The following is a 26765-nucleotide window of genomic DNA, read 5'->3' as shown; positions in this document are numbered from 1 at the left end:
CCGAGCGGCGTCCTGGCGTTCACATAGGCTGACGGGATGCAGGACGAGTACCGCACAGTCGCCCGCGCGGGCGTGCACGAGACCGAGATCAACCGCTCCCGCTTCCTGTGCGCCCTCGCCCCGGCCGCCACCGAGCGGGAGGCCCAGGACTTCATCGCCGCCGTGCGCAAGGAGCACGCCGACGCCACCCACAACTGCTGGGCGTACGTCATCGGCGCCGACGCCTCCGTGCAGAAGGCCAGCGACGACGGCGAACCGGGCGGCACCGCCGGTGTGCCCATGCTCCAGATGCTGCTGCGCCGCGACATGCGGTACGTGGTCGCCGTGGTCACCCGCTACTACGGCGGCGTCAAGCTCGGCGCGGGCGGACTCATCCGCGCGTACGGCGGTTCGGTCGGTGAGGCGCTGGACGCGCTCGGCACGATCATCCGGCGCCGCTTCCGGCTGGCCACGGTGACCGTCGACCACCAGCGGGCGGGCAAGGTCCAGAACGACCTGCGCGCGACCGGACGCGAGGTGCGCGACGTCCGCTACGGCGAGGCGGTCACCCTCGAGATCGGCCTCCCGGACGCCGACGTGGACGCCTTCCGCGCATGGCTCGCCGATGTGACGGCGGGCACGGCCGGCTTCGAACTGGGCGGCGAAGCCTACGGAGACGCCTGAAGATTGCTGCTGAACGGACATAACGCCCCTAAGGGGTGGGGGCCGTGACGGGTCGATACGGGAGTAACCGGCCGTGATGTCGGACCCGGCCGTTAGTCTCGGGGCTCATGAGACTCCTGCACACGTCCGACTGGCATCTCGGCCGGGCCTTCCACCGGGTGAACCTGCTCGGGGCCCAGGCCGAGTTCATCGGTCACCTCGTCACCACCGTGCGTGAGCGCGAGGTGGACGCGGTGGTCGTGTCGGGCGACGTGTACGACCGAGCGGTGCCCCCGCTCGCCGCGGTCGAGCTGTTCGACACCGCCCTGCACCGGCTCGCGGACCTCGGCGTGCCCACGGTGATGATCTCCGGCAACCACGACTCGGCCCGCCGCCTCGGTGTCGGCGCCGGACTCATCGACCGCGCGGGCATCCACCTGCGCACCGAACCGTCCGCCGCCGGCACGCCGGTCGTCCTGACGGACGCCCACGCGGACGTCGCCTTCTACGGCCTGCCCTACCTCGAACCGGCTCTGGTGAAGGACGAGTTCGCCGTCGACAAGGCCGGTCACGAGGCCGTCCTCGGCGCCGCCATGGACCGCGTCCGCGCCGATCTCGCCACACGCGCGCGGGGCACGCGTTCCGTCGTCCTCGCCCACGCCTTCGTCACCGGCGGCCAGGCCAGCGACAGCGAGCGGGACATCACCGTCGGCGGGGTGGCCGCCGTGCCGGCCGGGGTCTTCGACGGCGTCGACTATGTGGCGCTCGGTCATCTGCACGGCTGCCAGACCATCACCGAGCGCGTGCGCTACTCCGGCTCGCCGCTCGCCTACTCCTTCTCCGAGACCGACCACCGCAAGAGCATGTGGCTGATCGACCTGGACGCGGCCGGCTCGGTCACCGCCGAACGCCTCGACTGCCCGGTGCCGCGCCCGCTCGCCCGCATCCGCGGCACCCTGGACGACCTCCTCGCCGACCCCGGGCTCAGCCGCCACGAGGAGTCCTGGGTCGAGGCCACCCTCACCGACCCGGTCCGCCCGGCCGACCCCATGGCCCGGCTCAGCGAGCGCTTCCCGCACACCCTCAGCCTCGTCTTCGCCCCCGAGCGGGCACCGGACGACCCCCGGGTGTCGTACGCCCGGCGGCTCGCCGACCGCAGCGACCAGCAGATCGCCCAGGACTTCGTCGCCCATGTGCGCGGCGCCGGACCCGACGAGCACGAGACGGCCGTGCTGCGCGAGGCGTTCGACGCCGTCCGCGCCGACGACGCCGTCCGGGAGGTGGCCCGATGAGGCTGCACCGGCTCGACATCACCGCCTTCGGTCCCTTCGGCGGCTCCCAGAGCGTCGACTTCGACGCGCTGTCCACCGCCGGACTGTTCCTGCTGCACGGCCCGACCGGCGCGGGCAAGACCTCCGTCCTGGACGCCGTCTGCTACGCCCTCTACGGCTCCGTTCCCGGCGCCCGGCAGAGCGGCCAGGGCATGAACCTGCGCAGCGACCACGCCGAGAAGGCCACCCGCACCGAGGTCCGCCTGGAACTGACCGTCGCCGGACGCCGGCTGGAGATCACCCGGCAGCCCCCGTGGGAGCGGCCCAAGCTGCGGGGCAAGGGCATGACGGTCGACAAGGCCCAGACCTGGCTGCGCGAGCACGACGCCCGCTCCGGCGCCTGGAAGGACCTCAGCCGCTCCCACCAGGAGATCGGTACCGAGGTCGAGCAGCTGCTCGGCATGAGCCGCGAACAGTTCTGCCAGGTGGTCCTGCTGCCCCAGGGCGACTTCGCGCGCTTCCTGCGCGCCGACGCCGAGGCCCGCGGCAGGCTCCTCGGCCGGCTCTTCGCCACCCAGCGCTTCGCCGACGTCGAGAAGCGCCTCGCCGAACGCCGGCGCGCGACCGAGGCACGCGTGCGCGAAGGGGACGCGGCCCTGCTCGCCGACGCCCACCGCATGCAGCAGGAGGCCGGTGACGCCATGGAGCTGCCCGAGCTGGCCCCCGGTGACCCGGGCCTGGCCGACACCGTCCTCGGGGCCGCCGCCGTCGCCCGCAGCACCGCCCGGGAACGCCTCACCGTCGCTCACTGCCGCCTCGCCGCCGCCGAGTCGGCCCACGCGGCGGCCCGGCGCGAGGTGGACGAGGTACGCGAACTCGCCCGGCTGCAGAGCAGGTTCACCGAGGCCCGGCAGCGCGCCGAACGCCTCCAGGAACGGTCCGGAACCCACCGGGAGACGCAGGAGCGCATGCACCGGGCCCGCAAGGCGGAGGCGGTCGCGCCCGCACTGGAGCTGCGGGAGGCCGCCGACACCGAACACCGCCGGGCCGCCGCGGCCGAGGCACGCGCCCGCGGACTGCTCCCCGGCTCCTACGCCGACGCCGGCGCGAGCGGACTCGCTGCCGCCGCCCGCCGGACCGCCGAGGAACTGGGCGGCCTCGACGCGGCCCGGCGCGCCGAACGCCGGCTCGCCCAAGTCACCGAGGAGCGGACCGGACTCGACCGGCAGGAGCGCGCCGACGAGGACGTCCTTCGGGAGGCCGACGCCTGGCTGGCCGGCTGGGACGGCACCCGCGCGGACCTCCAAACCCGCATCGACACCGCCCAGGAGGCCGCCACCCGCGCCGAGCAGCTCGCCGTCCAGCGCGCCCCCATGCAGCGACGCCTGGACGCGGCCCGCACCCGCGACCAGCTCGCCGCCGACCTCGAACAGGCCCAGCAGCGCGCGCGGGCCTCGCACCGGCGCGCGCTCGACACCCGGGCCCACTGGCTCGACCTCAAGGAACAGCGGCTGAACGGTATCGCCGCCGAACTCGCCGCCCACCTCGCCGACGGCGAGCCCTGCGCCGTCTGCGGAGCCACCGAACACCCCGCGCCCACCCGCAAGGTGGCCGGACACGTCGACCGCGAGACCGAGGACGACGCCCTCGCCGTCCACCAGCGGGCCGAGGAACAGCACACCGAGGACGAGCGGCGCCTCGGCGCGGTCCGCGAGGCCCTCGCCGCGGCCACCGCCGAGGCCGGTGACACTCCCACCCCCCGGCTCGCCGCCGAGGCCGGCGAACTGGAGGAGGAGTACGCCCGTGTCCGCCGCGCGGCCTCCGCCCTGCACGGCGCCCAGGAGGAGCTGCGGCAGGCCGAGCGGGAGCGCGAGCGGCGTCTCGCCGACCGCCAGCAGGCCGCCGTACGGGCCGCCTCCCGGCTCACCCGCCGTGACACCCTGGAGCGCGAACACGCGCAACTGCACGCCGAGTTGGAGCAGGCGCGGGGCAGCGCCGACAGCGTTGCCGCGCGCGCCGCGCAACTGGAGCGGAGGGCGGCACTGCTCACCGAGGCCGCCGACGCCGTGCGGGCCGCCGAGGACGCCGCCCAGCGGCTGAAGGACGCCGACGCCCGCCTCGCCGACGCCGCCTTCCGAGCGGGCTTCGACACCCCGCAGGCCGCCGCGGCGGCCCTCCTGGACCCCGCCGCCCACCGCGAGCTGCAACACCGCCTGGACGCCTGGCAGCAGGAGGAGGCCGCCGTACGCGCGGTCCTCGCCGAGCCCGGCACCGCGGCAGCCGCCCAGCAGGCCCCCGCCGACCTCACCGAGGCCGAGCGAACGGCGGCCACCGCGGACCGCCGACTGCGCGAGGCCGCCTCCGCGCGCGACGCCGCCGCCCGCTGCGGCACCGAGCTGGACCGCCTCTCCGCACGGGCCGCCGCGGCCGTGCGCCGGCTCGCCCCGCTGCGCGAGGAGTACGACCGGGTGGCCCGGCTCGCCGCCCTCACCGCGGGCACCTCCGCGGACAACGAACGCAGGATGCGCCTGGAGTCGTACGTCCTCGCGGCCCGTCTCGAACAGGTCGCCGCCGCCGCGACCGTCCGCCTCCAGCGCATGTCGTCGGGCCGCTACACCCTCGTCCACTCCGACGACCGCACCGGGCGTGGCCGCAGCGGGCTCGGGCTGCACGTGGTGGACGCCTGGACCGGCCGCGAACGCGACACGGCCACCCTGTCCGGCGGTGAGACCTTCTTCGCCTCCCTCGCCCTCGCCCTCGGCCTCGCCGACGTCGTCACCGACGAGGCGGGCGGCGTCCGCCTGGACACCCTCTTCATCGACGAGGGCTTCGGCAGCCTCGACGACCAGACCCTGGACGAGGTCCTGGACGTCCTGGACGCGCTGCGCGAACGAGACCGCAGCGTCGGCATCGTCAGCCATGTCCCCGACCTGCGGCGCCGGATCCATGCCCAGCTGGAGGTCGCCAAGAGCAGATCGGGCTCGACGCTGCGACAGCGGGGCGTGGCCTAGCGGCTCAGCGGACGCCGGGGCAGCGGGGAGGAGTACACGACGCTGGTGGTCACCGAGCCCAGTGCGCCGATCTTCCCCGAGACCCGCTCCAGATGGGACATCGACTGCGCGGCGACCTTGATGACGAAGCAGTCGTCGCCCGTGACGTGGTGCGCCTCCAGTATCTCGGGCGTCGCCGAGACCAGGTCGTGGAACGGCTTGTAGTTGCCGTGGGGATAGCGCAGCCGCACGAACGCCAGGATCGGCAGGCCCAGCCGTTCGGGGGCTACCACCGCCGCGTACCCCTCGATCACGCCCGCTTCCTCCAGCCGTCGGACCCGTTCGGTGACGGCGCTCGGCGACATGGACACGGCCCGCGCCAGCTCGGCGTAACTGGCCCGTCCGTCGCGCTGGAGGACTTCGAGGATGCGCCAGTCGGTGGCGTCAGGGGAATACACGGTCATCCCGGATGGATAGCAGGGGAATCCCCGGACGGACAAGGGCAAGCCCGTGGATCGGCCCTTCAGCGAGCGGCCCGCGGACCGTAGTTTTTCCGTCATGATCTACACGACTTCCGAGAACCCCGTCCTGCGCGTCGCGCCCGCCGCCCCCGCCGAGGCCGCCGCCTACTTCCGGGCGAGCCTCGCCTTCCACGCCGACGTCTCCGACGTGGCCGCGGCGCTCGCGGCCGGCGGCGACCCCGGCTTCGTCGTCGTGGACTCCCGCTCCACCGAGTCCTGGGACCAGGGGCACGTCCCGGGCGCCGTCCACCTGCCGACCGCGCTCATCGCCGAGCAGGCCGAACAGCTCCTGGACAAGTCCGTGCCGGTGGTGACGTACTGCTGGGGCCCCGGCTGCAACGGCGCCACCCGCGCCGCCCTCGCCCTCGCGGAGCTCGGCTACCAGGTCAAGGAGATGCTCGGCGGCTTCGAGTACTGGGCGCGCGAGGGCTTCGCCTACGAGACCTGGCAGGGGCCGGCGCGCCGGGACGCCGACGCGCTGACGGCGCCCGTCGAGGGCGAGTGCGGCTGCTGAACGACGCCCGGGCGCCTCCGGGCGCCGCCTCAGCCGGGCACCTACGCGGTGGGCGCCGCGTCCGTCCGGCCGGTGCCACGTCCTCGCTCGGCCTCACTCGGCCCGGTACGGCTCACTCGGCTCGCGTGCCGACGGGGTGCTCGCCCCGCTCCGCGCTCACCGCAGCCCCTCGAACGCGATGTTCAGATGCCGGGGCCCGCGCAGCACGGCGTTGGGACGGTAGGGCGGCGGATCCTCGACCAGGCGGGGGTTCTCCAGCCGCCGGGCCAGCTCGGACAGCGCCAGCTGGGCCTCCAGCCGGGCCAGCGGGGCGCCGAAGCAGCTGTGGATGCCACTGCCGAAGCCGAGGTGCTGGATGTCCCCGCGGTCCGGGTCGAAGCGCTCGGGGTCCTTGAACCGCTCCGGGTCCCGGTTGCCCGCGGCGAGGACCAGCCAGATCCGCGAGCCCTTCGGGATGGTGACCCCGCGCACCTCGATGTCGGTGATGCACGTGCGCTGCGGCACGAGCTGCACCGGCGGTTCGTACCGCAGCAGCTCCTCCACGATGTTGACCGACAGGCCCGGGTCCTGTCGCAGCCGTCCGAGGATCTCCGGGTGGCGCAGCAGGGTGAGCATGCCGTTGGTGATCAGGTTGACCGTCGTCTCGTGACCGGCGATCAGCAGCAGCACCGAGGTGCTGAGCACCTCCATCATGCCCATGGACCCGTCCGGGCCCTGGCTGTTCACCAGGTCGGACAGCAGGTCGTCCCGCGGTTCCCTGGCGCGCTGCTCGACCAGCCCGGCCAGGTACATGCCGAGCTGCATGCGTGCTTCCTGCGCCGACTTCTGGAACTCGGCTTCGCCGCCCTGGCGGGTGTCGGGGTCGAGGCTCGCCACCAGCGGGTCGACCCAGGTACGGAACTTCGGCTCGTCCTCCCGGGGCACCCCCAGCAGCCGGCAGATCACCGTCACCGGGAAGGGGTAGGCGAACTGGTCGACGAGGTCGATCTGGCGCGTGTCCCCGAAGTTGTTGATCAACTCGGTGACGATCTCGCCCATCTCGCCGCGCATGTTCTCGATCCGCCGCGGCCGGTGCGGCGGTCCGAAGGCGCTGTTGGCGATGCGCCGCAGCCGGTCGTGCTCGGGCGGGTCGAGCCGGAGGAACGACGGCGGCAGCCCCCCTGTCTCCTCCGCCTGCCCCAGCTCGTCGTCCCCGGCGGCGGCCAGGTTGGCGGCGTCGGAGCTGATCCGCGGATCATGCAGGAGGGCCTTGATGTCGTAGTAGGAGCTGATGATGTACGGGCCTCCCTCCTCCTCGTGGAGCACCGGTGTCCTGCGGAGCTCCCGGTACACCGGATACGGGTCGGCACGGTTGGCGAAGTCGGTGATCTGGCGCAACATCGAGGCTTGCGGCATGGCGGGTCCTTGGAGCGTCGGGGCCGGTGGCGGTGGTCAGTGGCGGGCGGGGTGGAACACCAGCTGCTGGTCGGCCGGCGAGTAACCGCTCAGGGTCACCATGGGGCCGTGGGTCGGCAGGGACGGATCCGGGAAGTCGGCCGACACCGGCGCCCGGCCCTCCGGACGCCGGTCCATCGTCGCGAACTCCACCGGGAAGGGCGCGCCCCGCTCGATCTGCTGCTGGTAGAACTCCAGCCACCTCGTGTTGTCGAAGGTCACGGCGGCCACGATCCGCCCCTGACAGCCGTAGACGGCGGCGAACCGACGTTCGGCCAGCGAGCCCTGCGTGATCATGAGCTGCTCGCCCATGGGCGGCACCCCGACCGACTTGATGTTCACCCCGAACATCGACGACCAGAAGGCGGGCATCCACAGGTGGGGCCGCCGGTCGGCGCCCTGGCAGATCATGTTGTGCGCGGCCGTCTCCGCCTGGGCGACGGCATTGCCCCAGTGCTCCAGCGAGAGGAACTGATAGCCGAAGAGGGCGTGCGGCGAGCGCGCCACGTCCCCCGCCACGAAGACGTCGTCCGTGACGATGCCCCGGAAGTCGAAGGCGCGGCAGCCCGCGTCACAGGCGATGCCCCGGGGCCCGGCACCCAGCCCGGACCCGGCCAGCCAGTCGGTGTTCCGCAGCGAACCCAGCGAGACCACGACCAGGTCCGCCTCGACGACGGTCTCGTCGGACAGGTGCACGGCCCGTACCCTGCCGACCGCGTCGCCCTCCAGCGAGGTCACCGTGACATGGGTGCGCAGGTCCACGCCGTTCTCGGTCGCGAGGTCGGCCGCGACCGCGCCGATGACCCCGCCGAGCGCGCCCACCAGCGGCGCGCCCGCACGCTCGGCCACGGTGACGGGGATCCCCATCTCCCGGCAGGCCGAGGCGACCTCCGAACCGGCGAACCCGGCGCCGATCACGAACACCCGGCGCGGCCCGGCCTTCAGCCGCCGGTACAGGTCGGCCGCGTCCTCCCTCGTGCGCAGCAGACACACGCCGTCCAGCCGGGCCTCCTCCTCCTTCGGCCACGGCCGGGCGCGGACCCCGGTGGCGATGAGCAGCCGGTCGTACTCCACCTCGTCCCCGTCGGCCAGCCGGACCCGCTTGGCCGTCAGGTCCAGACCCGTCGCCGCGACCCCCAGGCGCCACTTGGCGTCGGTGTCCCAGCGGTGGGGCAGCTCGGTGTGGTGGGGGGACGCCATGCCCAGCAGCACGGACTTCGACAGCGGCGGCCGGTCGTACGGCTCGTACGGCTCGTCACCGATCAGGGTCAGTTCACCGGCGAAGCCCTCGGCGCGCAGGGTCTCGGCGGCCCGCAGACCGGCCAGCGAGGCGCCCACGATCACGATCCGGCCCTCGCGTCTGAACCATTCCATGTGGTCAGCGGCCATCGGACGCCTCCCGTGCGGAACCGGTCACCGATCCCTGAGCACCGTCCAGACCGTCCGCGGTGATCGCCTGCACCGGACAGGCGGCGACGGCGCGAGCCAGCCGTTCCCGCTGCTCCTCGTCCGCGCGTGGGTTGTAGATCAGCGACTCCTCGCCGTGCATGGCGAAGACGTCGGGCGCGAGGAACGCGCACTGCGCGTACCCCTGACACTTGTTCAGATCGACGACGAGCCTCATCGACGCTCCGCCCTTTCGGTGGCCAGGCCCGGTGCGCGCCCCGCGGCTGGCGCGGGCGGCTCCGGACGACGGTCGTCCCCCGCTCGCCAGCATGAGAGTGCGGGCGGGGTACCCGCGCGCCGGGCACGCCGATCGAGTGAGCCGCCGCCGTGGGCGGCTGTCATCCGGCCGTCGCCGCCCGGGGCCGGCCACGGCGGCTGACCGCGAGGATGTGCACGCTGAGCAGGAGTGACCACGCGGGGAAGACGAGTTCCGCCCAGGGCACGTTCGACGAGACGAAGAGCAGCGTCAGAGCGGTGAGAAAGCCCACGATCGTGAGCCAGCGCGGCAGGATGCCGAGGCGGTGGCCGATGACCGACATGGAGGACACGAAGACCGCCGCCATCCGCATGGCGTACTCCGTCATCAGCGTGTACGCGAAGTGGCGGCCGAAGTTCCAGCTGGCCGGCGCCGGCACCGTGCCGACCGGGTGGGACACCGCGAGCACGGCGCTCGCCGCCGCGGCGGCGCCGAGCATCGTCGCGGTGAAGACCAGTCCGCTGCCCAGGAGGACGGTGGCGAGGAACTTGTCCTCGGCCGCGCCGACGTGCGCGCGTACGGCGCCGATGAACCACAGGAAGAAGATGCCGGCGAACGGCACGAGAGCCAGGGCCGCCCGAAGCGCGTCGCGTCGCCCGGAGTCCGTGAACGCCTGTCCGGTGTCCGCGTCGGCTCCTTCCGGAATCCCCAGCCTGACCAGGACGATCGCCGCCGCCAGGAGCAGCGCGAAGACGACTCCGGCCAGCCCCGCGGCGCGCGGTTGCTCCAGCGCCTCCTGTCCCGGCCCCTTCTCGTGCATGCCCGGCCCGCCTCTCCGCATCGGCCCCCGGGCACCAGCTAGCCGCCCGCGCTCCGCCCGCGCCAGCCGGAGGCGGCCGGACGGCCGAGCGGGACACCCCACGCGGCCCGGCCACCGGCCTTCCTGGCGTGAGCGTCCGGTACCGCGTCCCCCCGGCCCGCCCCGGCCGGACGGAGGTCATCGATCCGGAGGACGGGACGGGACGGGACGGGACGGGGCGGGCGGCCCGGGGCGGACGGGCTCTGACTGCCGGGCCGGATCCGGCGGTCGGAGCCGGCCCGGCGGTCGGAGCCGGAGCCGGCGGTCAGAGCCGGGACAGCTCGTCCACCAGGTCGTCCAGGCCCAGCGACCCCTGCGACAGTGCCGCCATGTGCCATGCCTTCAGGTCGAACGCGTCGCCGCGCAGCTCGCGTGCCTTGTCCCGCCCGAGCAGCCACGCCCGCTCACCGAGCTTGTAACCGATCGCCTGGCCGGGGATCGTCAGGTACCGGGTCAGCTCGCTCTCCACGAAGTCCGCCGGCCGGCTGCTGTGCGCCCCGAAGAACTCCTGCGCCAGTTCGGGCGTCCACCGCTCACCGGGGTGGAACGGGGAGTCGGCGGGAATCTCCAGCTCCAGGTGCATGCCGATGTCCACGATCACCCGGGCCGCCCGCATCATCTGCGCGTCCAGGTAGCCGAGCCGCTCCTCCGGCTCGGTGAGGTAGCCCAGCTCGTCCATCAGCCGCTCCGCGTACAGCGCCCAGCCCTCCGCGTTGGCGCTGACGATGCCGACCGTCGCCTGGTAGCGGGAGAGGTTCTCGGCGACGTGCACCCACTGCGCGAGCTGGAGGTGGTGGCCGGGGACGCCCTCGTGGTACCAGGTCGACACCAGGTCGTAGACCGGGAACCGGGTCAGGCCCATCGTGGGCAGCCAGGTGCGGCCGGGCCGGGAGAAGTCCTCCGAGGGGGGCGTGTAGTAGGGGGCCGCCGCACCGCCGGGCGGGGCGATGCGCGACTCCACCTTCCGCACCCGCTCGGCGAGCTCGAAGTGGGTGCCGTCCAGCTCCTGGATGGCCTTGTCCATCAGGCCCTGGAGCCACTCCCGGACCTCGTCCACGCCCTCGATGTGCCGGCCGTGCTCGTCCAGGTGCGCGAGCGCCACCCACGGTGTCTCGGCGCCGGGGAGGATCTTCCCGGCCTCCCGCTTCATCTCGCCGAGGATCCGGTGGAACTCCGCCCAGCCGTAGGCGTACGCCTCGTCCAGGTCCAGGTCGGTGCCGTTGAAGTAGCGCGACCAGCGCGCGTACCGCTCCCGGCCGACCACGTTCGGGGCGCCCTCGATCGCCGGCGCGTACACATCCCGCAGCCAGTCCCGCAGCTCCACCAGGGCGCCGGTCGCCGCCCGCGCCGCCTCGTCCAGCTCCGCGCGCAGCGCCTCCGGCCCCGCGGCGGCGAAGTCCTCGTACCAGCCGCGGCCCTTGCCGTCCGTGTCCGTCCACTCGGTGAGCTGCTCGATGTACGTCGCCGTGGGCCTCGGCGCAGCGAACAGCTCGCGCCGCATGCCGAGTTCGAGCGAGGCGCGGTAGCCGGCGAGGGCGCCCGGCACCGCGCGCAGCCGTTCCGCGATCGCCGCCCAGTCCTCCTCGGTCTCCGCGGGGGTGACGGTGAAGATCTCCCGCACCGCGTGGCCGGGGGTGCCCATGTTGCCGACCCGGCGCAGGTGCTCCTCCGCGTCGTGGACGGCGAGTTCGGCGGTCAGCCGCTCCCGCAGCAGGCGTCCGCAGCGGCGCTCCACGTCACTGTCGGCATCTGGCTGCCGTTCCGCCTCGTCCAGTTTCGCGAGGGTCACCCGCGCCAGCTCCGCGAGGGCTTCCTGACCGGCCGGCGAGTAGTCGGGCAGCCGGCTCGAACTCTCCCGCACACCGAGGTACGTACCGGTGACCGGGTCGAGGGCGATGAGGTCGTCCACGTATGCGTCGGCGACCTGTCGGGGCAGCGGGATCTGGGTCTCAGACATGCGGCTCATCCTCGTACGAAGTGGATCTCCGCGTCACCCACGCGGCGGCGGATTCAGCTCTGGGCGTGACCGGGCGGCAGCAGCGGGCCGCACTCCCACTGCTGGAAGATCAGCCGGGTCTCCACCCGGGCCACCTCACGCTGTGAGGTGAACTCGTCCAGCACCAGCCGCTGGAGATCGGCCATGTCCGCGACGGCCACATGCACCAGGTAGTCGTCGGGGCCGGTCAGATGGAACACCGTGCGCGCCTCCGGCAGTGCCCGGATCCGCTCGACGAACGGTCCCACCAGTTCCCGTCGGTGCGGCCGTACCTGTACCGACAGCAGCGCCTGGAGGCCGCGTCCGAGCCTGGCCGGGTCCAGCTGGAGCCGGTGGCCGAGGATCACACCGGAGCGGCGCAGCCGGGTCACCCGGTCCAGACAGGTCGACGGCGCCACTCCCACCTGTGCGGCGAGGTCGCGGTAGGTGGTCCGGGCGTCGTTCTGCAACAGCCGCAGCAGATGGAGGTCCACCGGATCCAGTACGACAGATTCGGCCATTGGCCGAACGTAGCACGGTGTTCGATTCCCGGGAACCGTTCGATGTTCACCCTTCCGGCCATGGACACAGCGAGCACCGGTGCCTACGACGACGTACGCGCCGCGACGAGAGCCCTGGCCACCGAGGCCGTACACGCCGGCCGCGACGACCTCGCCCGCCAGGGCCTGCACGCCCCGCCGATCGACCTGTCCACCACCTACCCCTCCTACGACAGCCGGGCCGAGGCCGCCCGGATCGACGCCTTCGCCACCGACGGCGCCGATCCGGCCGGCCCGCCGATCTACGGCCGCCTGGGCAACCCGACCGTCGCCCGCTTCGAGACCGCGCTCGCCCGGCTGGAAGGCACCGAGTCCGCGGTCGCCTTCGCCAGCGGCATGGCCGCGCTCAGCGCCGTGCTCCTGGATCGCTCCGCACAGGGCCTGCGTCACGTCGTAGCGGTACGGCCCCTGTACGGCTGTAGTGACCATCTGCTGACCGCCGGGCTGCTCGGCACGGAGGTCACCTGGACCGACCCGGCCGGCATCACCGACGCGCTCCGGCCGGAGACCGGCCTGGTGATGGTCGAGTCCCCGGCCAACCCGACCCTGGCCGAACTCGACCTGCGGGCCATCGCCCACGCCTGCGGCTCGGTCCCGCTGCTCGCCGACAACACCTTCGCCACGCCCGTGCTGCAACGCCCGGCCGAGGAGGGTGCCCGGCTGGTGCTGCACAGCGCCACCAAGTACCTCGGCGGGCACGGCGATGTGCTGGCCGGGGTGGTCGCCTGCGACGAGGAGTTCGCCGGCCGCCTGCGGCGGATACGGTTCGCCACGGGTGGCGTACTGCATCCGCTGGCGGGCTATCTGCTGCTGCGCGGCCTCGCCACCCTGCCGGTGCGGGTGCGCGCGGCCTCCGCGAACGCCGCCGACCTGGCCCGCCGGCTCGCCGTGGACCCGCGCGTGGCCCGGGTGCGCTACCCGCGGCTCGGCGGCGCGATGATCGCCTTCGAGGTGCACGGCGACCCGCACGAGCTGATCTCCCGGGTCCGGCTCGTCACGCCGGCGGTGAGCCTGGGCAGCGTCGACACGCTCATCCAGCATCCGGCGTCCATCAGCCACCGCATCGTGGACGCCGAGGACCGGCGCGGGGCGGGGGTCAGCGACCGGCTGCTGCGGCTCTCGGTGGGCCTGGAGGACGTGGACGACCTGTGGGCCGACCTGGACCAGGCGCTGGGGCAGCCCGCCCGGATGCCGGTGCCGGTGCCGCTGCCGGCGCGGGAGCCGGTGCGCTGACGGCCGCCGTGGGGCGGTGTCCGGCGGCAGTGCCGCACGGTGCCAGGCACTGCCAGGCGCCGTGCCGCACTCCCAGGCGCCGTGCCGCACTGCCGGGCACCGTGCCGCGGTGGACGAGTGTGGTACGGGTGTCAGTTCCGCCGGGCCGGGTCGCCCAGCCGCTGCCGGGCCGTGTCGTACGAGGACCGGGACGCGTCCCGTGCGGCACCGAGCCGGGCCGTGATGACCAGCGTGCCCTCCTCGACCTGGTAGTCCAGCGGCAGCCCGAGGCCGCGCATCGCGGCGACCATGCCGGTGTTGGACGCCTTGGTCACGGCGTACACGCTCTCGCAGCCGGCCTCCACCGCCATCACCACCAGCCGGCCGAGCAGTTCACCGCCGACGCCCCGCCGCTGCCACTCGTCCTCGACCAGCAGCGCGACCTCCGTCTCGTCGCCGTCCCACAGCAGATGCCCGAGGCCGACGATCCGGCCGGAGGCGGTCTGTGCGGCCAGCGTCCGGCCGAAGCGGGGGCTGAGCAGGTGGTTCAGGTAGCGGTCCGCGTCGCCGAACGGGCCGTGGTAGCGCAGACCGAGGGTGTCCGGCGAGCACCGCTCGTGCATCGCCCGGGCCGCGGCCAGGTCACCGGTGTCGACCCGGCGCACGGTGATGTCGTTGCCCTCGGGCAGGGTCAGTACGTCCTGACCGCGGGGGATACGCGGTCCGAGCCTGCTGTCCAGCTCCGTCAGCGCCCGCGCCCGGGCGAACTCGGTGGGGGTGAACGGCAGATACGGCCGCTCCACGGTGAGCACGCCGCCCTCGGGCGCCGGCAGCCGCATCACGGTGTCCTCCAGGGTGCCCTCGACCGGCACCGGCCGCGGACCCGGGCCCCCGCCGGCCGGCCTGCCCGGCAGCGACCGGATCGTGCACCGGCCCAGCAACTGGCGCAGTGCCAAAGGGAGTTCCGCGGTGTCCAGGGCGGTGCGGGCCGCCAGGCCGAGCACCCGGGTGGGTGCGTCGACCAGGTCATGGGCGTCGGCCCGCTCGATCCAGGTGGACGTGCCCCCGGCCAGCGCGATCGCCCGGGAGATCTCGGCGGCCGCCAGGGCGCCCGGCGCCCGCAGCAGGAACTCGTCCACCGTCCCGTCGGCCAGCGGGTGGGTCTGCAGGCTCAGGATGTCCACCCGCCGCTCGGCGAGCGCCGAGCACAGCGTGGCCAGGGAGCCCGGCTCGTCCTTCACCGTCGTCCGCATCCGCCACAGCACACCGGCGAGGTCACCGGCGGTGGGCTGCTCGGACGGCCCGGCCGGCCGCGTCTCGGTGGTCGGCCGGGCACCGGTATCGCTCACCGGCGGCGCGTGTCCGTGGCGGCGTGACCACCACACGTGGAACGCCGCCGTCGCGGCCAGCGCCATCGCCGAGGTCACCAGCAGGGCCGGGCCGTCCGGCCCGTGCCCGACCAGGTTCGCCACCGCGTCCGCGACGGCCACGGCCGTGAAGAGCGCGGCGAGCTCGACGGCGTCGCGCCGCCAGTGGTGTACGGGCCGTCCGTGCTTCGCCCGGGTCACGTCAGACATGTCTGGAGTCATGCGTTCACTGTGCAGGAGAGGTGTTGCGTGATCACGAACTGCTTGTGACCGATGGGTAAAGCATGCTCCGTCCGATTTATTGCAGTTTCTATGATCGGCCGTTCGACCGGTTTCTCACTGACCGACCCGGCCCGGCCGCAACGTCTGCGTGAACAGCACCGTGCCGTCCTGCTCGCGCAGCCGGACCGTCAGTTCACCGCTGTCCCCGTCGATGTCGACCTCGCCGAAGAACTGGTATCCGCCCGCGGGTGAGACGTTGGACGCGGTCGGTGCCTTCACGAACACCCGTTCGGGGCCGAAGGTGTCGTCCAGCGCGCCGGCCGGGAAGGCGCCGGCGTTCAGCGGCCCGGAGACGAACTCCCAGAACGGCTCGAAGTCGGTGAACGCGGCCCGGGAGGGCTGGTAGTGCTGGGCGGAGGTGTGGTGCACGTCCGCCGTCAGCCACAGTGTGCCGGTGATCCGCCGGTGCTTGATGAACCGCAGCAGCTCGGCGATCTGCAACTCCCGGCCGAGCGGCGCGCCGGGATCGCCCTGGGCCACCGCCTCGATGTGGGGCCGGTTCTCCGTCGCGTCGGGTACGACGAGACCGAGCGGCATGTCGGCGGCCAGCACCTTCCACACCGCGCGCGACCGGGACAACTCCCGCTTGAGCCACTCCAGCTGCTCCCGGCCCATGATGCCCTGCGGGTCGACGGTCTGGTCGTCGGGGGAGTTGGCGTTGCGGTAGGTCCGCATGTCGAGCACGAACACGTCCAGCAGCGGGCCCTGGCGCAGCACCCGGTACACGCGGCCCTCCCGCGCGCCCGGACGCAGCGTGGAGAGGGGGAAGTACTCGCTGAACGCCCGCCGGGCGCGTGCGGCGAGGACGTCGATGCTCTTCTCGGTGTAGCGGGTGTCGGAGGTGGCGATGACCTCGCCCGGGTACCAGTTGTTGCGCACCTCGTGGTCGTCCCACTGGATGACCGACGGCACCTGGGCGTTGAACCTGCGCAGGTTCTCGTCGAGCAGGTTGTAGCGGAAGTTGCCCCGGTACTCGGCGAGGGTCTCGGCGACCTTCGACTTCTCCTCGGTGGTGATGTTCCGCCAGGCGCTGCCGTCGGGCAGTGCCTGGGTCGCGGTGACCGGGCCGTCGGCGTAGATGTTGTCGCCGCTGCACAGGAAGAAGTCCGGGTCCAGCTTCGCCATGGCGTCGTAGATGCGGTAGCCGCCCAGGTCGGGGTTGATGCCCCAGCCCTGGCCGGCCAGGTCGCCCGACCACAGGAAGCGCACGCCGTCCCGGCGGCGCCGGGACACCGTGCGGAAGGTGCCGGTCACGGGCTCGCCGGTGCGGCGCGGGTCGTCCGGGTCGGCGAGGAGGACGCGGTAGTGGATCTGCTCGCCGGACGGCAGGCCGTGCAGCCGGGTGGTGCCGGTGAAGTCCGTGCCGGAGCCCAGCAGCGGCCCGTGCCATCTGCGCGGGTCGCGGAACGACTCGGTGGCGGAGGTCTCCACGATCATCCGGGCCGGCCGGTCCGAACGCACCCACACCAGACCGGAATCCGCGGTCACGTCGCCGGTCTGCACCCCCCACCCCGCCCGAGGCCGTCCGGAGCGGGCGAACGCCGGGGCCGCGCCGAGACCGACGGGCAGGGTGAGGGCCGCCGACGTGGCGAGGGAGCCGCGCAGAACGCTGCGGCGGCCGGGGAACGGACGGTCTGACATGGCTGCGCCTCCAGGGACGGGATCCGGCCGGTGTGCACAGCCACACCTACTGGGGCGCTGCGGCGCGCACGCGAACCGCACGTGAACAACCCGCCACACCTACTGGGGCGCTGCGGCGCGCACGCGAACCGCACGTGAACAACCGCCTGCGACCAGTGGAGTTGTCCAGCCGTCAGACCGGTGCGATCAGCGACTGCCGTCCAGGATGACCCGGGCGACCAGCGCCGGGTCGTCGTTCATCGGGACATGGCCGCAGCCGGGCAGCCGTACCAGGCGGGCTTGCGGAATGAGCTGCTTGGCGCGGATGCCCTGGCGGCGTACGAGGAGCCGGTCCCGGGTGCCCCAGGCCACCGTGACCGGCAGGCCCGGCAGGTCGTCGGTGAACCGGACGGTGGTGCCCGCCCGCAGGGTCGCCCCGAAACCGGGGGCCGCCGCGAGCGCGAGCGTCTCGGCGACCACCGCCTCCGGCGAACGGCGCCCGGGGCGGGCGTAGATGGTGCTGGTCAGCGCGGTACGCCCGGCCGCCGTGCGGGACAGTTGCCGCACCAGCGGCTCGGGAAGCCGCTGGGCGATGCCCCGCATCGCGAGCAGTACCGTGAAGGCGTACCGCCGCTCGGCCTGCGTCCAGAAACCGGCGGGGGAGAAGGCCGTGACGCTCCGAACGAGCTTGTTCCGGCCCAGCTCCAGCGCGAGCAGGCCGCCCAGCGAGTTGCCGGCGACATGCGGGCGGTCCAGTTCCAGCGTCTCGAACAGCGAGCCGAGCACGGAGTTCGTGGTGGGCAGGTCGTAGGCCAGGCCGTCCGGCAGTCCCGGGGACGCGCCGAAACCCGGCAGGTCGACGGAGATCACGTCGCGCTCGGTGGCCAGGATGTCCACGACCGGCTCCCATGCTTGCAGGTGGTGGCCGATGCCGTGCAGCAGCACCAGCGGTTCGCCACGGCCCACGCGCGTGTAGGCCACGCTCACGTCACTCGTGCCATGGGGGGTGGGGACCTTGAAGGAGACGGTGGCGGACATGAAGTGCTCCTCGTCTGGGCTGCTGACGGACACGGTAGACAGCTTGTCAGCAATCACTACCAGCCGGTAGCCCTTGAGGGCGCACCTTCCGCCGCCCAGCGTCCCGCCGCACGCCCCCTCGCGGGTCCGGCCGTACGGTCCCTCGTGGGGCCGGCCGTAGGCTCCCTCGGGGGACCCGCCGTACCGATCCCCCCGGCGCTCCCCGCCGTACGACCCTGACGCACGGCCCTCAACCTGCTCGGCGCACCTCGATGTTGAAGTCGGCGTACCCGAAGCGGCCGAACAGGGTGAGCCACAGGGGCAGGTACACCTCCACCGCGCGTGCCGCCCGGATGCCGCCCAGGTCCAGCACCCGGCCCGCCGCGGCCGTGGCCCACTCCACCGCCACCGGGTTGTCCCGGGAACGGGATCGGAGGGTCGCCTCGTGCCCCAGCTCCAGCAGCCGGCCGGCCAGAGTACGGCCCACCTCGCCCGTGCCCAGCACCGCGTACCGCATCGCCCACCTCGAGGTCGCCGTCCGCCGCCCGCCGGCGGCCCGCGGTCATGGTGATCCGTACCGCTCCCGGAGCCAGGCATTCCAGATGGACACCCACAGGCGTGTCGGATGGGATGGACCCGTGACCGCCGACCTCGCCACCGACGTCTTCGAAGCACACCGGCCCCTGCTCACGGGAGTCGCGTACCGCATGCTCGGCCGGGTCGCCGACGCCGAGGACGTGGTCCAGGAGGCATGGCTGCGCTGGTACCACGCCGACCGCGCGAAGGTCCGTGAACCGCGCGCCTACCTGGTGCGCGTCACCACCCGGCTGGCCATCGACCGGCTGCGCCAGATACAGGCGCGCAGCGAGGCGTACGTCGGGCCGTGGCTGCCGGAGCCGTACCTCACCGCGTTCGCCGACACCGCCCCGGACTCCGCCGAGCGCGCCGTGCTCGCCGACACGGTCTCCCTGGCCGTCCTGGTCGTCCTGGAGTCGCTGTCCCCGCTGGAACGGGCGGTCTTCGTGCTCAGGGAGGCGTTCGGCTACCCGTACGCCGAGATCGCCGAGCTGCTCGACCGGGGCGAGCCGGCGGTACGGCAACTCGCCGGGCGGGCCCGGCAGCACGTGGCCGAGGGGCGCCCCCGGTACGAGGTGGACCCCGCCCGGCGCCGGGACCTGACCGAGCGCTTCCTCGCCGCCGCGGGCGGGGGTGACCTGGAGGGGCTGATGTCCCTGCTCGCCCCGGACGTCCGGCTGGTCGGCGACGGCGGCGGCAAGGCCAAGGCGCCGGTGCGCACGCTGCACACCGCCGACAAGATCGGCCGCTTCCTCGTCGGCGCCGCCCGCTCGCTCCCGGCGGACCTGTGCCGGCGCGTCCTGGAGGTCAACGGCGGCCCCGCCGTGCTGGCCCTGTCCGGCGGCAGGCCCGACTACCTGTTCCAGCTGGACATCGCCGACGGCCGCATCACGGCCGTGTACATCCAGTGCAATCCGGACAAGCTCCGGTACCTCGCCGGCCACTGAGCCGGCGCCCCAGCCGCGCGCCCCCGTCGTACGGCGGGGGCTTTGCCGCGATGTCACACACACGGTCGCGTACGAACGCCTCGTGAACGCTTCGCCGCGGGTCGCTCGTGCGTCCGTCACGCGACCGAGGATTGGTCTTGACCAAGGGTGACGACCGCCCTATGGTCGCAGAGAAGTGCAACAACCTTTAATAAACAAGGGCGCCAAAAACCGCCGGACCACGGCTCTCGCGGAGGACAGGGTGGGGACGACGCAGCTGGAATCGGTACCGGAACCGAAGTACTGGCATCTCAAGACCGTGCTGAGCGAGGCACTGGACTCCGAGTTCTCGGTCGGCGAGATCCTGCCCAACGAGCGTGAACTCGCGGCCCGCTTCGGCGTGGCCCGCGCCACGCTCCGCCAGGCCCTCGAACAGCTGGAGCTGGAGGGTCGGCTGCAGCGCCGCCGCGGGGTGGGAACGACCGTCGCGCCCCCGCGCGTGGGCGTGGCCGTCGGCACGGAACAGCACGCCTGGCCCGGCGCCGCCGGCGACGCCTGGCAGCCCGTCGACAGCCTCCAGGTGACGCCGCCCACCGCCGTCGCCGCGGCCCTGGAGACCGGCGCGGACGAACTCGTCCACACCGTCCGGCGCTCCCGCACGTCGCACGGCCAGCAGGTCGCCACCGAACTGCTCTACATCCCCGCGGTGTCGGTGCCGGGCCTGACCGCGATCGACGCCCCGTCCGGCGCGGCACGCGCGCGTGCGGTGCTGCGGGAACTTCAGCACCTGCCGCTGGACGGGGAGGACCGCGCGGTCGAACTGGGCTCCGCGCGCGCGGACGACGCCAAGGAACTCGACCGGCTCCCCGGTTCGCCCGTCCTCGTCGTCACCACCCGCTTCTTCGCCCAGGGCCGCACCGCGGCACTCTCGGTGGCGACCTACCGCGCCGACACCTGCCGGCTGACCTTCGGCGAATCGACGGGAGTGGAGATACACCACGATCCGGAGCGCCGGGCTTCCTGACACTCCGCCCGGTCTCCGGGAAACGCCGCGGTGCTGGGCCGGGAAACCGACCCAGCACCGTGCGTCCTCTGCCCGCGCCGGGCAGGGCGGCCGACCAAGGGGCGCGGGGAACTGCGCGACGAGCCACGACGCTGCCGTGCCATGACGTCCCGGCGCACCGCGCTCGGCGCCTCGCCCGGCTCAGCGTCGCGTCACCGTGCGTCCTGTGCCAGTGCCGGGCAGGGCGGCCGACCAAGGGGCGCGGGGAACTGCGCGACGAGCCACGACGCTGCCGTGCCATGACGTCCCGGCGCACCGCGCTCGGCGCCTCGCCCGGCTCAGCGTCGCGTCACCGTGCCTCCCCTGCCAGTGCCGGGCAGGGCAGCCGACCAAGGGGCGCGGGGAACTGCGCGACCAGCCACGACGCTGCCGCGCCATGACGTCCCGGCGCACCGCGCTCGGCGCCTCGCCCGGCTCAGCGTCGCGTCACCGTGCCGTCCACCGCGAACAGCTGTTCCTCCACGTGGTCCAGGGCCAGCCGCAGTGCCCCCGAGGCCACGGCCGCCTCCCCCAGCAGGGAGAGCGTCACCCGGGGCGGACGCAGGCAGTAGCGGGCCAGTTCGCGGCGCACCGGCTCCAGCACACCGTCCAGGCCGGCCGCCCAGCCGCCGATCACGACCAGCTCCGGATCGAGGGCCAGCACCAGCGCGGCCACGTCGTGCACGAGCCGCTGGATGAACCGCTCGACGGCCGCCAGGGCCCGCTGGTCACCCTTCCGCGCCAGCGCGAACACCTCGGCGACCGCCTGCTCGTCCAGCGGGTGCAGCGGCTTGTCGGTGGTGGACAGCAGCGCCTCCGGCGTCGCCTCCCGGCCCAGCAGATGCAGCGCCCCGATCTCCCCGGCCGCCCCGCCGTAACCCCGGTGCAGCCGCCCGCCGATCAGGGAACCGGCCCCCGGGCTCAGCCCGGCCAGCACGAACACCACGTCGTCCGTCTCGGTCGCCGCGCCCTTCCAGTGCTCGGCCACCGCCGCAGCGTTGGCGTCGTTCTCCACCAGCACCGGACACCTGAAGGAACGACTCAGCCGCTCACCGAGCTTCAGGCCCGTCCACTGCGGCAGGGCCGTGCTCAGCCGAACCGTGCCGTCCGCCTCCACGATGCCCGGCGTGCCCACGCCCACGGCCCGCAGCGAGCTGCGCGCGACCCCGGCCCGCCGCAGCAGTTCGGCGACCGCGCCGCGCAGCCGGTCGAGCCGTTCGTCCGCCGGGGCCGCCTCGTCGACCACTTTGGCCTGCGCGCCCAGTACCCGGCCGTCGAGGTCGGACAGGAGCGCGGCCACCCGGTGCGGGCCGATCTCCAGGCCCAGCAGATGTCCCGCCTCGGCCCGGAACCGGAACCGCCGGGCGGGCCGCCCCTGTCGGCGGGCGCCGCCCTCGTCGGCCGCCGCCTCCACGACGAGACCACCCTCGATCAGCCCCTCCACGACGCCCTCGACGGTCGGCCGGGACAGCCCGGTGACACGGGTGATCTCGGTGAGCGTCGCGCAGTCCGTGCCACGCAACGCGTGCAGCACCACCGCGGAGTTGATCCTTCGCAGCAGCGAGGGATCGCCGCCGGTCAGCTGCCCCACCGTCCGTCCTCCCAGCTCGCAGGCGTGTTGGCCGGATCGTACTCGGCCCGGCTCACCCCGGCGAGTGGTGGGTTGCGCCCGCCGCCGGACCCCTCGCTCACCCCGGCTCAACGAACCCCGACTCGTAGGCCGCGATCACCGCCTGGGTGCGGTCGCGCGCGCCGAGCTTGGCCAGGACGGCGCTCACATGCGACTTCACCGTCTCCGCGCCCACGACCAGCCCGGCGGCGATCTCCGCGTTCGACAGTCCCCGAGCCATGAGCCGGAGCACCTCCGCCTCCCGCTCCGTCAGCCGGGCCCGCTCCAGCGTGGCCCGCGCCGGCCGGTCGCCGTCGCCGTAGCGGGCGGCCAAGCGCCGTACGGAGGCCGGGAACAGCAGGGACTCGCCCTCGGCGACCAGCCGTACCGCGTGCACGATCTCGGCGGGACGGGCCCGCTTCAGCAAGAACCCGTCGGCACCCGCGCGCAGCGCCTCGTACACGAACTCGTCGTCCTCGAAGGTGGTCACGACGAGGATCTTCGGCGGCTCGGACACCGTGCGCAGCACCGCGCGCGTGGCTTCGATGCCGTCCATCAGCGGCATCCGTACGTCCATGGCGACCACGTCGGGCCGCAGTCGCCGTACGAGCGGGATGACCGCCGCGCCGTCGGCCGCCTCGCCCACCACCTCGATGTCCGGCTGCGCCTCCAGCACGGCCCGCAGACCCACGCGGACCAGGGGCTCGTCGTCGACGAGGAGTACGGTGACCGGCATCCGGCCAGCCTAGATCAACCGATCGGCAGCTCCGTGCGCACCTGCCAGTCGCCCTCGTCCGGGCCGGTGCGGGCGGTGCCGCCGAGCAGCGCGGCCCGCTCCCGTATGCCGCGCAGACCGCTGCCCCGCCCGGGGCCGGGTACCGGTCCCGGCAGCGGATTGCGGACCTCCAGGGCGAGCGTGCCGCCGGTGACCGCCACCCGGACCCGCACGGGCACGGCTCCCGCGTGCCGCAGCACATTGGTGAGCGCCTCCTGGAGGATGCGGTAGCCCTCACGGGACACCGGGCCCGGCACGGCCTCGACCGGACCCGTCACCTCGGCGTCGACCTTCGCCCCGGAGGCCCGCGCCGACTCCAGCAGCCGGCCGGCGTCCGCCAGCGTGGGCCGCGCGCTCACCGGCCGCTCGGCCTCCCGCAGCACGCCCAGCACCCGCTCCAGGTCCGCCAGTGCGGCCCGGCCGGTCTCCTCGACGGCCTCCAGCGCCCGGTCGGTGAAGGCCGGGTCGCCCGCCGCCCGCGCCGCCCCCGCCTGCACCACCGCCACCGTCAGGGCGTGCCCGATCGAGTCGTGCAACTCCCGTGCGATCCGGGTGCGTTCCAGCAGTTGCTCGGTGCGCTCCTCCAGCGCGGCCAGCCGCTCCGCCGGCGACGGCCCGAGGAGCCGGCGCGCACCGGCCGTCACCAGCTCCCCGAGCCAGACGGTCACCCCGTACAGGGCGAGCAGCGGGAGCGGTGCCAGCACGGCCCAGGCGCGGTGCGGCGGCAGCCGGTCCAGCAACGGAACCCCGGCCGGCGCCGCGCCCCAGGCGCAACGCGCCAGCTCGACACAGAGGATGGGCAGCCACACCGAGGCGAACACGGTCGCTCCGCCGAGGAGCATCCGCAGCTCCAGCCACAGCACGGTGCGCAGCCGGTCCCGCCATGTCATCGACGGCGTCTCGGAGATGCCCGGCTCCGGCTCGCCCGGTGTGAGCAGCAGCCGCGCCTGCACGCCCTCGCCGGTCCGCACCGCGGGCACGAGACCGAGCGGGATCAGGAACAGCGCGGGCACCCAGGGGGTCGACGGGACGATGAAGAGCCAGACGCTGACCACCAGCATCGGCACCCACAGATGCAGCAGGCGCGTGTACGTCGTCCCGCGCAGCAGCGGGCGCAGAAAGCGGGCCATGACGTCATCGTCGCAGCCGGCACCGACAGCGGGCCTCCCCCGCGTGGGGGAGACGATCTCCACCGGCGGGGGAGGAGCCAACGGCCGTACCCGACCAGGCTGTTCTCCATGACCAGCATCGACGTACGAGAGCTCACCAAGGAGTACGGCGGCCGGCCGGCCGTGGACAGCCTCACCTTCAGCGTCCGCCCCGGCCGGGTCACCGGGTTCCTCGGCCCCAACGGCGCGGGCAAGTCCACCACCTTCCGACTCGTCCTCGGCCTCGACCGGCCCACCGCCGGCTCCGCGACGATCGGCGGCCAGGCATACCCGCGGCTCCGCGACCCGCTGCGCCGGGTGGGCGCCCTGCTCGACGCCCGCGCCGCGCACGGCTCCCGCACCGCCCGCGACCATCTGCTGGCCCTCGCCGCGAGCAACCGCGTCCCGGCCCGCCGGGTGGACACCGTCCTTGAGGAGACGGGCCTCGCCGCCGTGGCGCGCCGCCGGGTACGGACGTACTCCCTCGGCATGCGCCAGCGACTCGGCATCGCCGCCGCCCTGCTCGGCGACCCGGAGGTCGTCCTGCTCGACGAACCCGCCAACGGCCTCGACCCCGAAGGCATCGTCTGGATCCGCACGCTGCTGCGGCGGCTCGCCGCGGAGGGCCGTACGGTCCTGGTCTCCAGCCACCTCATGGGCGAGACCGCCGCGTTCGCCGACCACCTGCTGATCCTCGGCCGGGGCCGCCTGCTCGCCGACACACCGGTGCGGGAATTCATCCGTGCCCGCGTGCAGCCCCACGTCCGCATCCGCACCACCGACCCCGCCGCCCTGGGCGACCTCCTCGCCCGGCACGGCCACGCCGCCTCCCGGGACGAGGACGGCACCTGGACCGTGCGGCACGCGCGCGTCGACGACCTCGGCCGGCTGATGTCCGAGGCGGCAGTCCCCGTCCTGGAACTCGCCGCCCAGGAGGCCACCTTGGAAGAGGCGTACCTCGACCTCACGGCGACCGAGACCGAGTTCACCGCACCGCCCCAGGAGGTCTGACCATGTCCTTCGCGCCCGTGCTCCACGCCGAGTGGATCAAGATCCGTACCCTGCGTTCCCTGTGGGGCGCCCTCGCCGCGATCCTTGTCGCCACGGCCGCGTTCTCGGCGCTCGCCGGGGCCGACGCCGACACCGGCGACCCCGACCCGCTGTTCTCGGTGTTCTTCGGCATCAGCTTCGGGCAGGTCGCCGCGATCGCCTTCGGGACGACGGCCGTCTCGTCCGAGTTCCGGGGCGGCGCGCTGCGGCTGACGCTCTCGGCGGTGCCCGACCGGTGGCGCTGGTTCGCCGCGAAGGCGACGGCGATCGCCCTGCCGGCGCTGGCCGTCGGGCTGTCGACGGGGTTCGTCACGCTCCTGGTGGGCCGGGCGGTCCTCGGCGCGGCCGCGCCCGGCTGGGCCGAGGGAGTGCGCGGTGCCGTCGGCTGCGGCCTGCACCTGACCTTGATGGCCCTGCTCGCCGCCGGACTCGCGACCGTGCTGCGCAGCGGGGTCGCGACCCTCTCCGTGCTGATCCCGTTCCTGCTGATCGTGTCCTTCGTCGTCGGTGACGTGTCCGGCGGTGTCGCCGACTTCCTCCCCGACCGGGCCGGCCAAGTGGCCCTGCACAGCGGCTGGGACGGCACGCTGGGGCCGTGGAGCGGGCTCGCGGTGACGGCACTGTGGACGGCGGCGGCCCTGCTCGCGGGCGGATGGAGCCTCGGCCGCAGGGACGTCTGACAGACCGCCAATTGTCAGTGGTGCCCGCTTTACTGGATCTCATGGACATCGCGAAGTGTCTGACCCTCATCGACCTGCTGTGCGCCCGGGAGTTCCCGACGGCGCACGGCAGGACGGAGCACGGCGAGAGCGGGCCCGGCTACCACCTGGCCGCTTTGCGGACGAGCGGTGACTTCTGGGAGGACGACGGCACGGGCCGCCAGGAGACGGCGGCCCAGTACGAGGCCGACCGCGACGGCCTCACGGAGCGGCTCACCAGCCGGTGGGGGCCACCGCAGCGCTTCAGCCTGCGCAGCGCTCTCGCCCGGGCGATGGAGGGCGAGGCCCTCGGGGAGCCCTGGGCCGAGCTGAGCGAGCACGTGCCGGACGTCCACCTGTGGCGGGCCCCCGGCCCGGACAGATGGGTCGCGCTCGGTGTCTCCCACGGGGCCGAGGAGCTTCCGTTCCGGCTCCTCGGCATAGTGACCGAGGCGGACCCGCCGTGACCGCGTGCCGGGAGTCGCTCACCAGCGGGTGGTCGCGGTCGCGCACCGAGCGGCCGGCCCGGCACTCAGGCCGTCGCCGCCTCCCGCAGCCGCGCGTACTCCTCCGCCATCGTGGCCGCCGTCCAGTGCGCGTTCAGCCCGCTGGGGTTGGGCAGGACCCACACCCGGGTGTCCCCGAACGTCCGCTCCTGCGGGCCGACCTGGGCCGTGCGGTCGCCGAAGGCGGCCCGGTACGCGGTCACGCCGACCACTGCCAGCCACCTCGGCCGCAGCCGCGTCACCTTCTCCACCAGCAGCCGGCCGCCCTCGACGTACTCCTCGGCGGTCAGCTCGTCCGCCCGCGCGGTCGCGCGCGCGACCACGTTGGTGATGCCGAGACCGTAGACCAGCAGCTCCCGCTGCTCGGCCGGCTTCAGCAGCCGGGGCGTGAAGCCGGACAGGTGGAGCACCGGCCAGAACCGGTTGCCGGGGCGGGCGAAGTGGTGGCCCGTCGCCGCTGTCAGCAGTCCCGGGTTGATACCGCAGAACAGCACCCGGAGTCCGTCCGCGACCACGTCCGGGACGAGAC

At 73.7% G+C, this 26765-nt stretch carries 25 protein-coding genes; 10 read left to right on the top strand and 15 right to left on the bottom strand.

The features are described 5' to 3' along the window. Positions 1-36 precede the first annotated feature (36 nt). The 3 genes from ACIGYR_RS30370 (at position 37) to ACIGYR_RS30360 (ending at position 4924) form a co-directional block, all read left to right on the top strand. Positions 37-663: a YigZ family protein gene (locus tag ACIGYR_RS30370; protein ID WP_391843313.1), complete on the top strand. Its 627-nt coding sequence runs from the start codon at positions 37-39 to the stop codon at positions 661-663. Between the two features lie 107 nt (positions 664-770). Next, entirely contained in the window at positions 771-1934 is a 1164-nt protein-coding gene (locus tag ACIGYR_RS30365) for an exonuclease SbcCD subunit D (RefSeq protein ID WP_399604903.1), read from the top strand. After that, complete coding sequence (locus tag ACIGYR_RS30360) at positions 1931-4924, top strand: AAA family ATPase (protein WP_399604905.1); 2994 nt, start codon at positions 1931-1933, stop codon at positions 4922-4924. Before ACIGYR_RS30365 ends, ACIGYR_RS30360 begins: the two co-directional genes overlap by 4 nt. Here ACIGYR_RS30360 and ACIGYR_RS30355 read toward each other — a convergent pair. Next, positions 4921-5367 (bottom strand): Lrp/AsnC family transcriptional regulator, encoded by a 447-nt coding sequence (locus tag ACIGYR_RS30355; protein ID WP_399604907.1) that lies wholly within the window; start codon positions 5365-5367, stop codon positions 4921-4923. The two genes, ACIGYR_RS30360 and ACIGYR_RS30355, sit on opposite strands and share 4 nt — an antisense overlap. Before the next feature lie 94 nt (positions 5368-5461). On the opposite strand from ACIGYR_RS30355, the gene ACIGYR_RS30350 reads away from it, so the two are divergent. Then, positions 5462-5938, top strand: a complete 477-nt coding sequence (locus ACIGYR_RS30350; protein ID WP_399604909.1) for a rhodanese-like domain-containing protein — start codon at positions 5462-5464, stop codon at positions 5936-5938. Positions 5939-6094: 156 nt separating this feature from the next. Here the strand turns inward: ACIGYR_RS30350 and ACIGYR_RS30345 are convergent, their stop codons facing one another. The 6 genes from ACIGYR_RS30345 to ACIGYR_RS30320 all read right to left on the bottom strand — a co-directional run bounded on the left by ACIGYR_RS30345 (position 6095) and on the right by ACIGYR_RS30320 (position 12369). Next, a complete protein-coding gene (locus ACIGYR_RS30345; protein WP_399604911.1) occupies positions 6095-7333 on the bottom strand; it encodes a cytochrome P450 in 1239 nt (412 codons plus the stop codon). 36 nt (positions 7334-7369) lie between these two features. Next, the gene (locus tag ACIGYR_RS30340; RefSeq protein WP_399604912.1) at positions 7370-8761 is read right to left on the bottom strand and encodes an NAD(P)/FAD-dependent oxidoreductase; all 1392 of its coding nucleotides are present in this window, start codon (positions 8759-8761) and stop codon (positions 7370-7372) included. After that, positions 8751-8996, bottom strand: coding sequence for a ferredoxin (locus ACIGYR_RS30335; protein ID WP_391843327.1), 246 nt, complete (start codon positions 8994-8996; stop codon positions 8751-8753). The genes ACIGYR_RS30340 and ACIGYR_RS30335 overlap by 11 nt, the downstream gene beginning before the upstream one ends. 160 nt (positions 8997-9156) lie before the next feature. Continuing rightward, positions 9157-9834, bottom strand: coding sequence for a hypothetical protein (locus ACIGYR_RS30330; RefSeq protein WP_391843329.1), 678 nt, complete (start codon positions 9832-9834; stop codon positions 9157-9159). A gap of 304 nt (positions 9835-10138) precedes the next feature. Next, positions 10139-11830 (bottom strand): DUF885 domain-containing protein, encoded by a 1692-nt coding sequence (locus tag ACIGYR_RS30325; RefSeq protein ID WP_399604915.1) that lies wholly within the window; start codon positions 11828-11830, stop codon positions 10139-10141. Positions 11831-11883: 53 nt separating this feature from the next. After that, positions 11884-12369: an Lrp/AsnC family transcriptional regulator gene (locus tag ACIGYR_RS30320; protein ID WP_391843333.1), complete on the bottom strand. Its 486-nt coding sequence runs from the start codon at positions 12367-12369 to the stop codon at positions 11884-11886. Positions 12370-12429: 60 nt separating this feature from the next. Here ACIGYR_RS30320 and ACIGYR_RS30315 point away from each other — a divergent pair, with 60 nt between their 5' ends. Next, positions 12430-13641 carry a trans-sulfuration enzyme family protein gene (locus tag ACIGYR_RS30315; protein WP_399604917.1) on the top strand — a complete coding sequence of 404 codons (1212 nt, stop codon included), beginning with the start codon at positions 12430-12432 and terminating at the stop codon, positions 13639-13641. A gap of 131 nt (positions 13642-13772) precedes the next feature. Here the strand turns inward: ACIGYR_RS30315 and ACIGYR_RS30310 are convergent, their stop codons facing one another. From ACIGYR_RS30310 to ACIGYR_RS30295, 4 genes are all read right to left on the bottom strand, one after another. Then, positions 13773-15197, bottom strand: coding sequence for a GNAT family N-acetyltransferase (locus ACIGYR_RS30310; protein ID WP_399604919.1), 1425 nt, complete (start codon positions 15195-15197; stop codon positions 13773-13775). A gap of 126 nt (positions 15198-15323) precedes the next feature. Further along, positions 15324-16910, bottom strand: a complete 1587-nt coding sequence (locus ACIGYR_RS30305; RefSeq protein WP_399604921.1) for an alkaline phosphatase D family protein — start codon at positions 16908-16910, stop codon at positions 15324-15326. A gap of 186 nt (positions 16911-17096) precedes the next feature. After that, complete coding sequence (locus ACIGYR_RS30300) at positions 17097-17927, bottom strand: alpha/beta fold hydrolase (protein ID WP_399604923.1); 831 nt, start codon at positions 17925-17927, stop codon at positions 17097-17099. 229 nt (positions 17928-18156) lie between these two features. Beyond that, positions 18157-18423 carry a hypothetical protein gene (locus ACIGYR_RS30295; protein ID WP_399604925.1) on the bottom strand — a complete coding sequence of 89 codons (267 nt, stop codon included), beginning with the start codon at positions 18421-18423 and terminating at the stop codon, positions 18157-18159. Positions 18424-18544: 121 nt separating this feature from the next. Between ACIGYR_RS30295 and ACIGYR_RS30290 the strand changes: the two genes are divergently transcribed. Both ACIGYR_RS30290 and ACIGYR_RS30285 read left to right on the top strand, forming a co-directional pair. Beyond that, positions 18545-19429, top strand: coding sequence for an RNA polymerase sigma-70 factor (locus ACIGYR_RS30290; protein ID WP_399604926.1), 885 nt, complete (start codon positions 18545-18547; stop codon positions 19427-19429). A 241-nt stretch (positions 19430-19670) separates the two neighbouring features. Further along, entirely contained in the window at positions 19671-20432 is a 762-nt protein-coding gene (locus ACIGYR_RS30285) for a GntR family transcriptional regulator (RefSeq protein WP_399604928.1), read from the top strand. A gap of 454 nt (positions 20433-20886) precedes the next feature. On the opposite strand, the gene ACIGYR_RS30280 is transcribed toward ACIGYR_RS30285, so the two are convergent. The 3 genes from ACIGYR_RS30280 to ACIGYR_RS30270 all read right to left on the bottom strand — a co-directional run bounded on the left by ACIGYR_RS30280 (position 20887) and on the right by ACIGYR_RS30270 (position 23964). Further along, the gene (locus tag ACIGYR_RS30280; protein ID WP_399604929.1) at positions 20887-22041 is read right to left on the bottom strand and encodes an ROK family transcriptional regulator; all 1155 of its coding nucleotides are present in this window, start codon (positions 22039-22041) and stop codon (positions 20887-20889) included. A gap of 97 nt (positions 22042-22138) precedes the next feature. After that, on the bottom strand, positions 22139-22795 hold the full coding sequence (locus ACIGYR_RS30275) for a response regulator (RefSeq protein ID WP_399604931.1): 657 nt from the start codon (positions 22793-22795) through the stop codon (positions 22139-22141). Between the two features lie 14 nt (positions 22796-22809). Further along, on the bottom strand, positions 22810-23964 hold the full coding sequence (locus ACIGYR_RS30270; RefSeq protein ID WP_399604933.1) for a sensor histidine kinase: 1155 nt from the start codon (positions 23962-23964) through the stop codon (positions 22810-22812). 108 nt (positions 23965-24072) lie between these two features. On the opposite strand from ACIGYR_RS30270, the gene ACIGYR_RS30265 reads away from it, so the two are divergent. The 3 genes from ACIGYR_RS30265 to ACIGYR_RS30255 are packed head-to-tail and all read left to right on the top strand — an operon-like array spanning position 24073 to position 26197. Continuing rightward, positions 24073-24993, top strand: a complete 921-nt coding sequence (locus ACIGYR_RS30265) for an ATP-binding cassette domain-containing protein (protein WP_399604935.1) — start codon at positions 24073-24075, stop codon at positions 24991-24993. A gap of 2 nt (positions 24994-24995) precedes the next feature. Next, the gene (locus tag ACIGYR_RS30260) at positions 24996-25712 is read left to right on the top strand and encodes an ABC transporter permease (RefSeq protein WP_399604937.1); all 717 of its coding nucleotides are present in this window, start codon (positions 24996-24998) and stop codon (positions 25710-25712) included. 41 nt (positions 25713-25753) lie between these two features. Next, on the top strand, positions 25754-26197 hold the full coding sequence (locus ACIGYR_RS30255; protein WP_399604938.1) for a hypothetical protein: 444 nt from the start codon (positions 25754-25756) through the stop codon (positions 26195-26197). 65 nt (positions 26198-26262) lie between these two features. On the opposite strand, the gene mug is transcribed toward ACIGYR_RS30255, so the two are convergent. Next, positions 26263-26751 (bottom strand): G/U mismatch-specific DNA glycosylase, encoded by a 489-nt coding sequence (mug, locus tag ACIGYR_RS30250; protein ID WP_391843356.1) that lies wholly within the window; start codon positions 26749-26751, stop codon positions 26263-26265. Between the last annotated feature and the right edge of the window lie 14 nt (positions 26752-26765).

The organism is Streptomyces sp. NPDC053076, from assembly GCF_044546845.1.
Classification (GTDB): domain Bacteria; phylum Actinomycetota; class Actinomycetes; order Streptomycetales; family Streptomycetaceae; genus Streptomyces.
This window is presented reverse-complemented; position numbering and strand designations above follow the sequence as displayed.

Excerpts from the sequence above, each read along its gene's own strand:
- ACIGYR_RS30365 (WP_399604903.1), top strand. The coding sequence starts at position 771 with ATGAGACTCCTGCACACGTCCGACTGGCATCTCGGCCGGGCCTTCCAC.
- ACIGYR_RS30260 (WP_399604937.1), top strand. The coding sequence starts at position 24,996 with ATGTCCTTCGCGCCCGTGCTCCACGCCGAGTGGATCAAGATCCGTACC.
- ACIGYR_RS30355 (WP_399604907.1), bottom strand. The coding sequence starts at position 5,367 with ATGACCGTGTATTCCCCTGACGCCACCGACTGGCGCATCCTCGAAGTC.
- ACIGYR_RS30325 (WP_399604915.1), bottom strand. The coding sequence starts at position 11,830 with ATGTCTGAGACCCAGATCCCGCTGCCCCGACAGGTCGCCGACGCATAC.
- ACIGYR_RS30330 (WP_391843329.1), bottom strand. The coding sequence starts at position 9,834 with ATGCACGAGAAGGGGCCGGGACAGGAGGCGCTGGAGCAACCGCGCGCC.
- ACIGYR_RS30305 (WP_399604921.1), bottom strand. The coding sequence starts at position 16,910 with ATGTCAGACCGTCCGTTCCCCGGCCGCCGCAGCGTTCTGCGCGGCTCC.
- ACIGYR_RS30315 (WP_399604917.1), top strand. The coding sequence starts at position 12,430 with ATGGACACAGCGAGCACCGGTGCCTACGACGACGTACGCGCCGCGACG.
- ACIGYR_RS30255 (WP_399604938.1), top strand. The coding sequence starts at position 25,754 with ATGGACATCGCGAAGTGTCTGACCCTCATCGACCTGCTGTGCGCCCGG.
- ACIGYR_RS30345 (WP_399604911.1), bottom strand. The coding sequence starts at position 7,333 with ATGCCGCAAGCCTCGATGTTGCGCCAGATCACCGACTTCGCCAACCGT.
- ACIGYR_RS30270 (WP_399604933.1), bottom strand. The coding sequence starts at position 23,964 with ATGGCCCGCTTTCTGCGCCCGCTGCTGCGCGGGACGACGTACACGCGC.
- ACIGYR_RS30370 (WP_391843313.1), top strand. The coding sequence starts at position 37 with ATGCAGGACGAGTACCGCACAGTCGCCCGCGCGGGCGTGCACGAGACC.
- ACIGYR_RS30340 (WP_399604912.1), bottom strand. The coding sequence starts at position 8,761 with ATGGCCGCTGACCACATGGAATGGTTCAGACGCGAGGGCCGGATCGTG.
- ACIGYR_RS30320 (WP_391843333.1), bottom strand. The coding sequence starts at position 12,369 with ATGGCCGAATCTGTCGTACTGGATCCGGTGGACCTCCATCTGCTGCGG.
- ACIGYR_RS30295 (WP_399604925.1), bottom strand. The coding sequence starts at position 18,423 with ATGCGGTACGCGGTGCTGGGCACGGGCGAGGTGGGCCGTACTCTGGCC.
- ACIGYR_RS30350 (WP_399604909.1), top strand. The coding sequence starts at position 5,462 with ATGATCTACACGACTTCCGAGAACCCCGTCCTGCGCGTCGCGCCCGCC.
- ACIGYR_RS30335 (WP_391843327.1), bottom strand. The coding sequence starts at position 8,996 with ATGAGGCTCGTCGTCGATCTGAACAAGTGTCAGGGGTACGCGCAGTGC.
- ACIGYR_RS30300 (WP_399604923.1), bottom strand. The coding sequence starts at position 17,927 with ATGTCCGCCACCGTCTCCTTCAAGGTCCCCACCCCCCATGGCACGAGT.
- ACIGYR_RS30265 (WP_399604935.1), top strand. The coding sequence starts at position 24,073 with ATGACCAGCATCGACGTACGAGAGCTCACCAAGGAGTACGGCGGCCGG.
- ACIGYR_RS30275 (WP_399604931.1), bottom strand. The coding sequence starts at position 22,795 with ATGCCGGTCACCGTACTCCTCGTCGACGACGAGCCCCTGGTCCGCGTG.
- ACIGYR_RS30310 (WP_399604919.1), bottom strand. The coding sequence starts at position 15,197 with ATGTCTGACGTGACCCGGGCGAAGCACGGACGGCCCGTACACCACTGG.
- ACIGYR_RS30360 (WP_399604905.1), top strand. The coding sequence starts at position 1,931 with ATGAGGCTGCACCGGCTCGACATCACCGCCTTCGGTCCCTTCGGCGGC.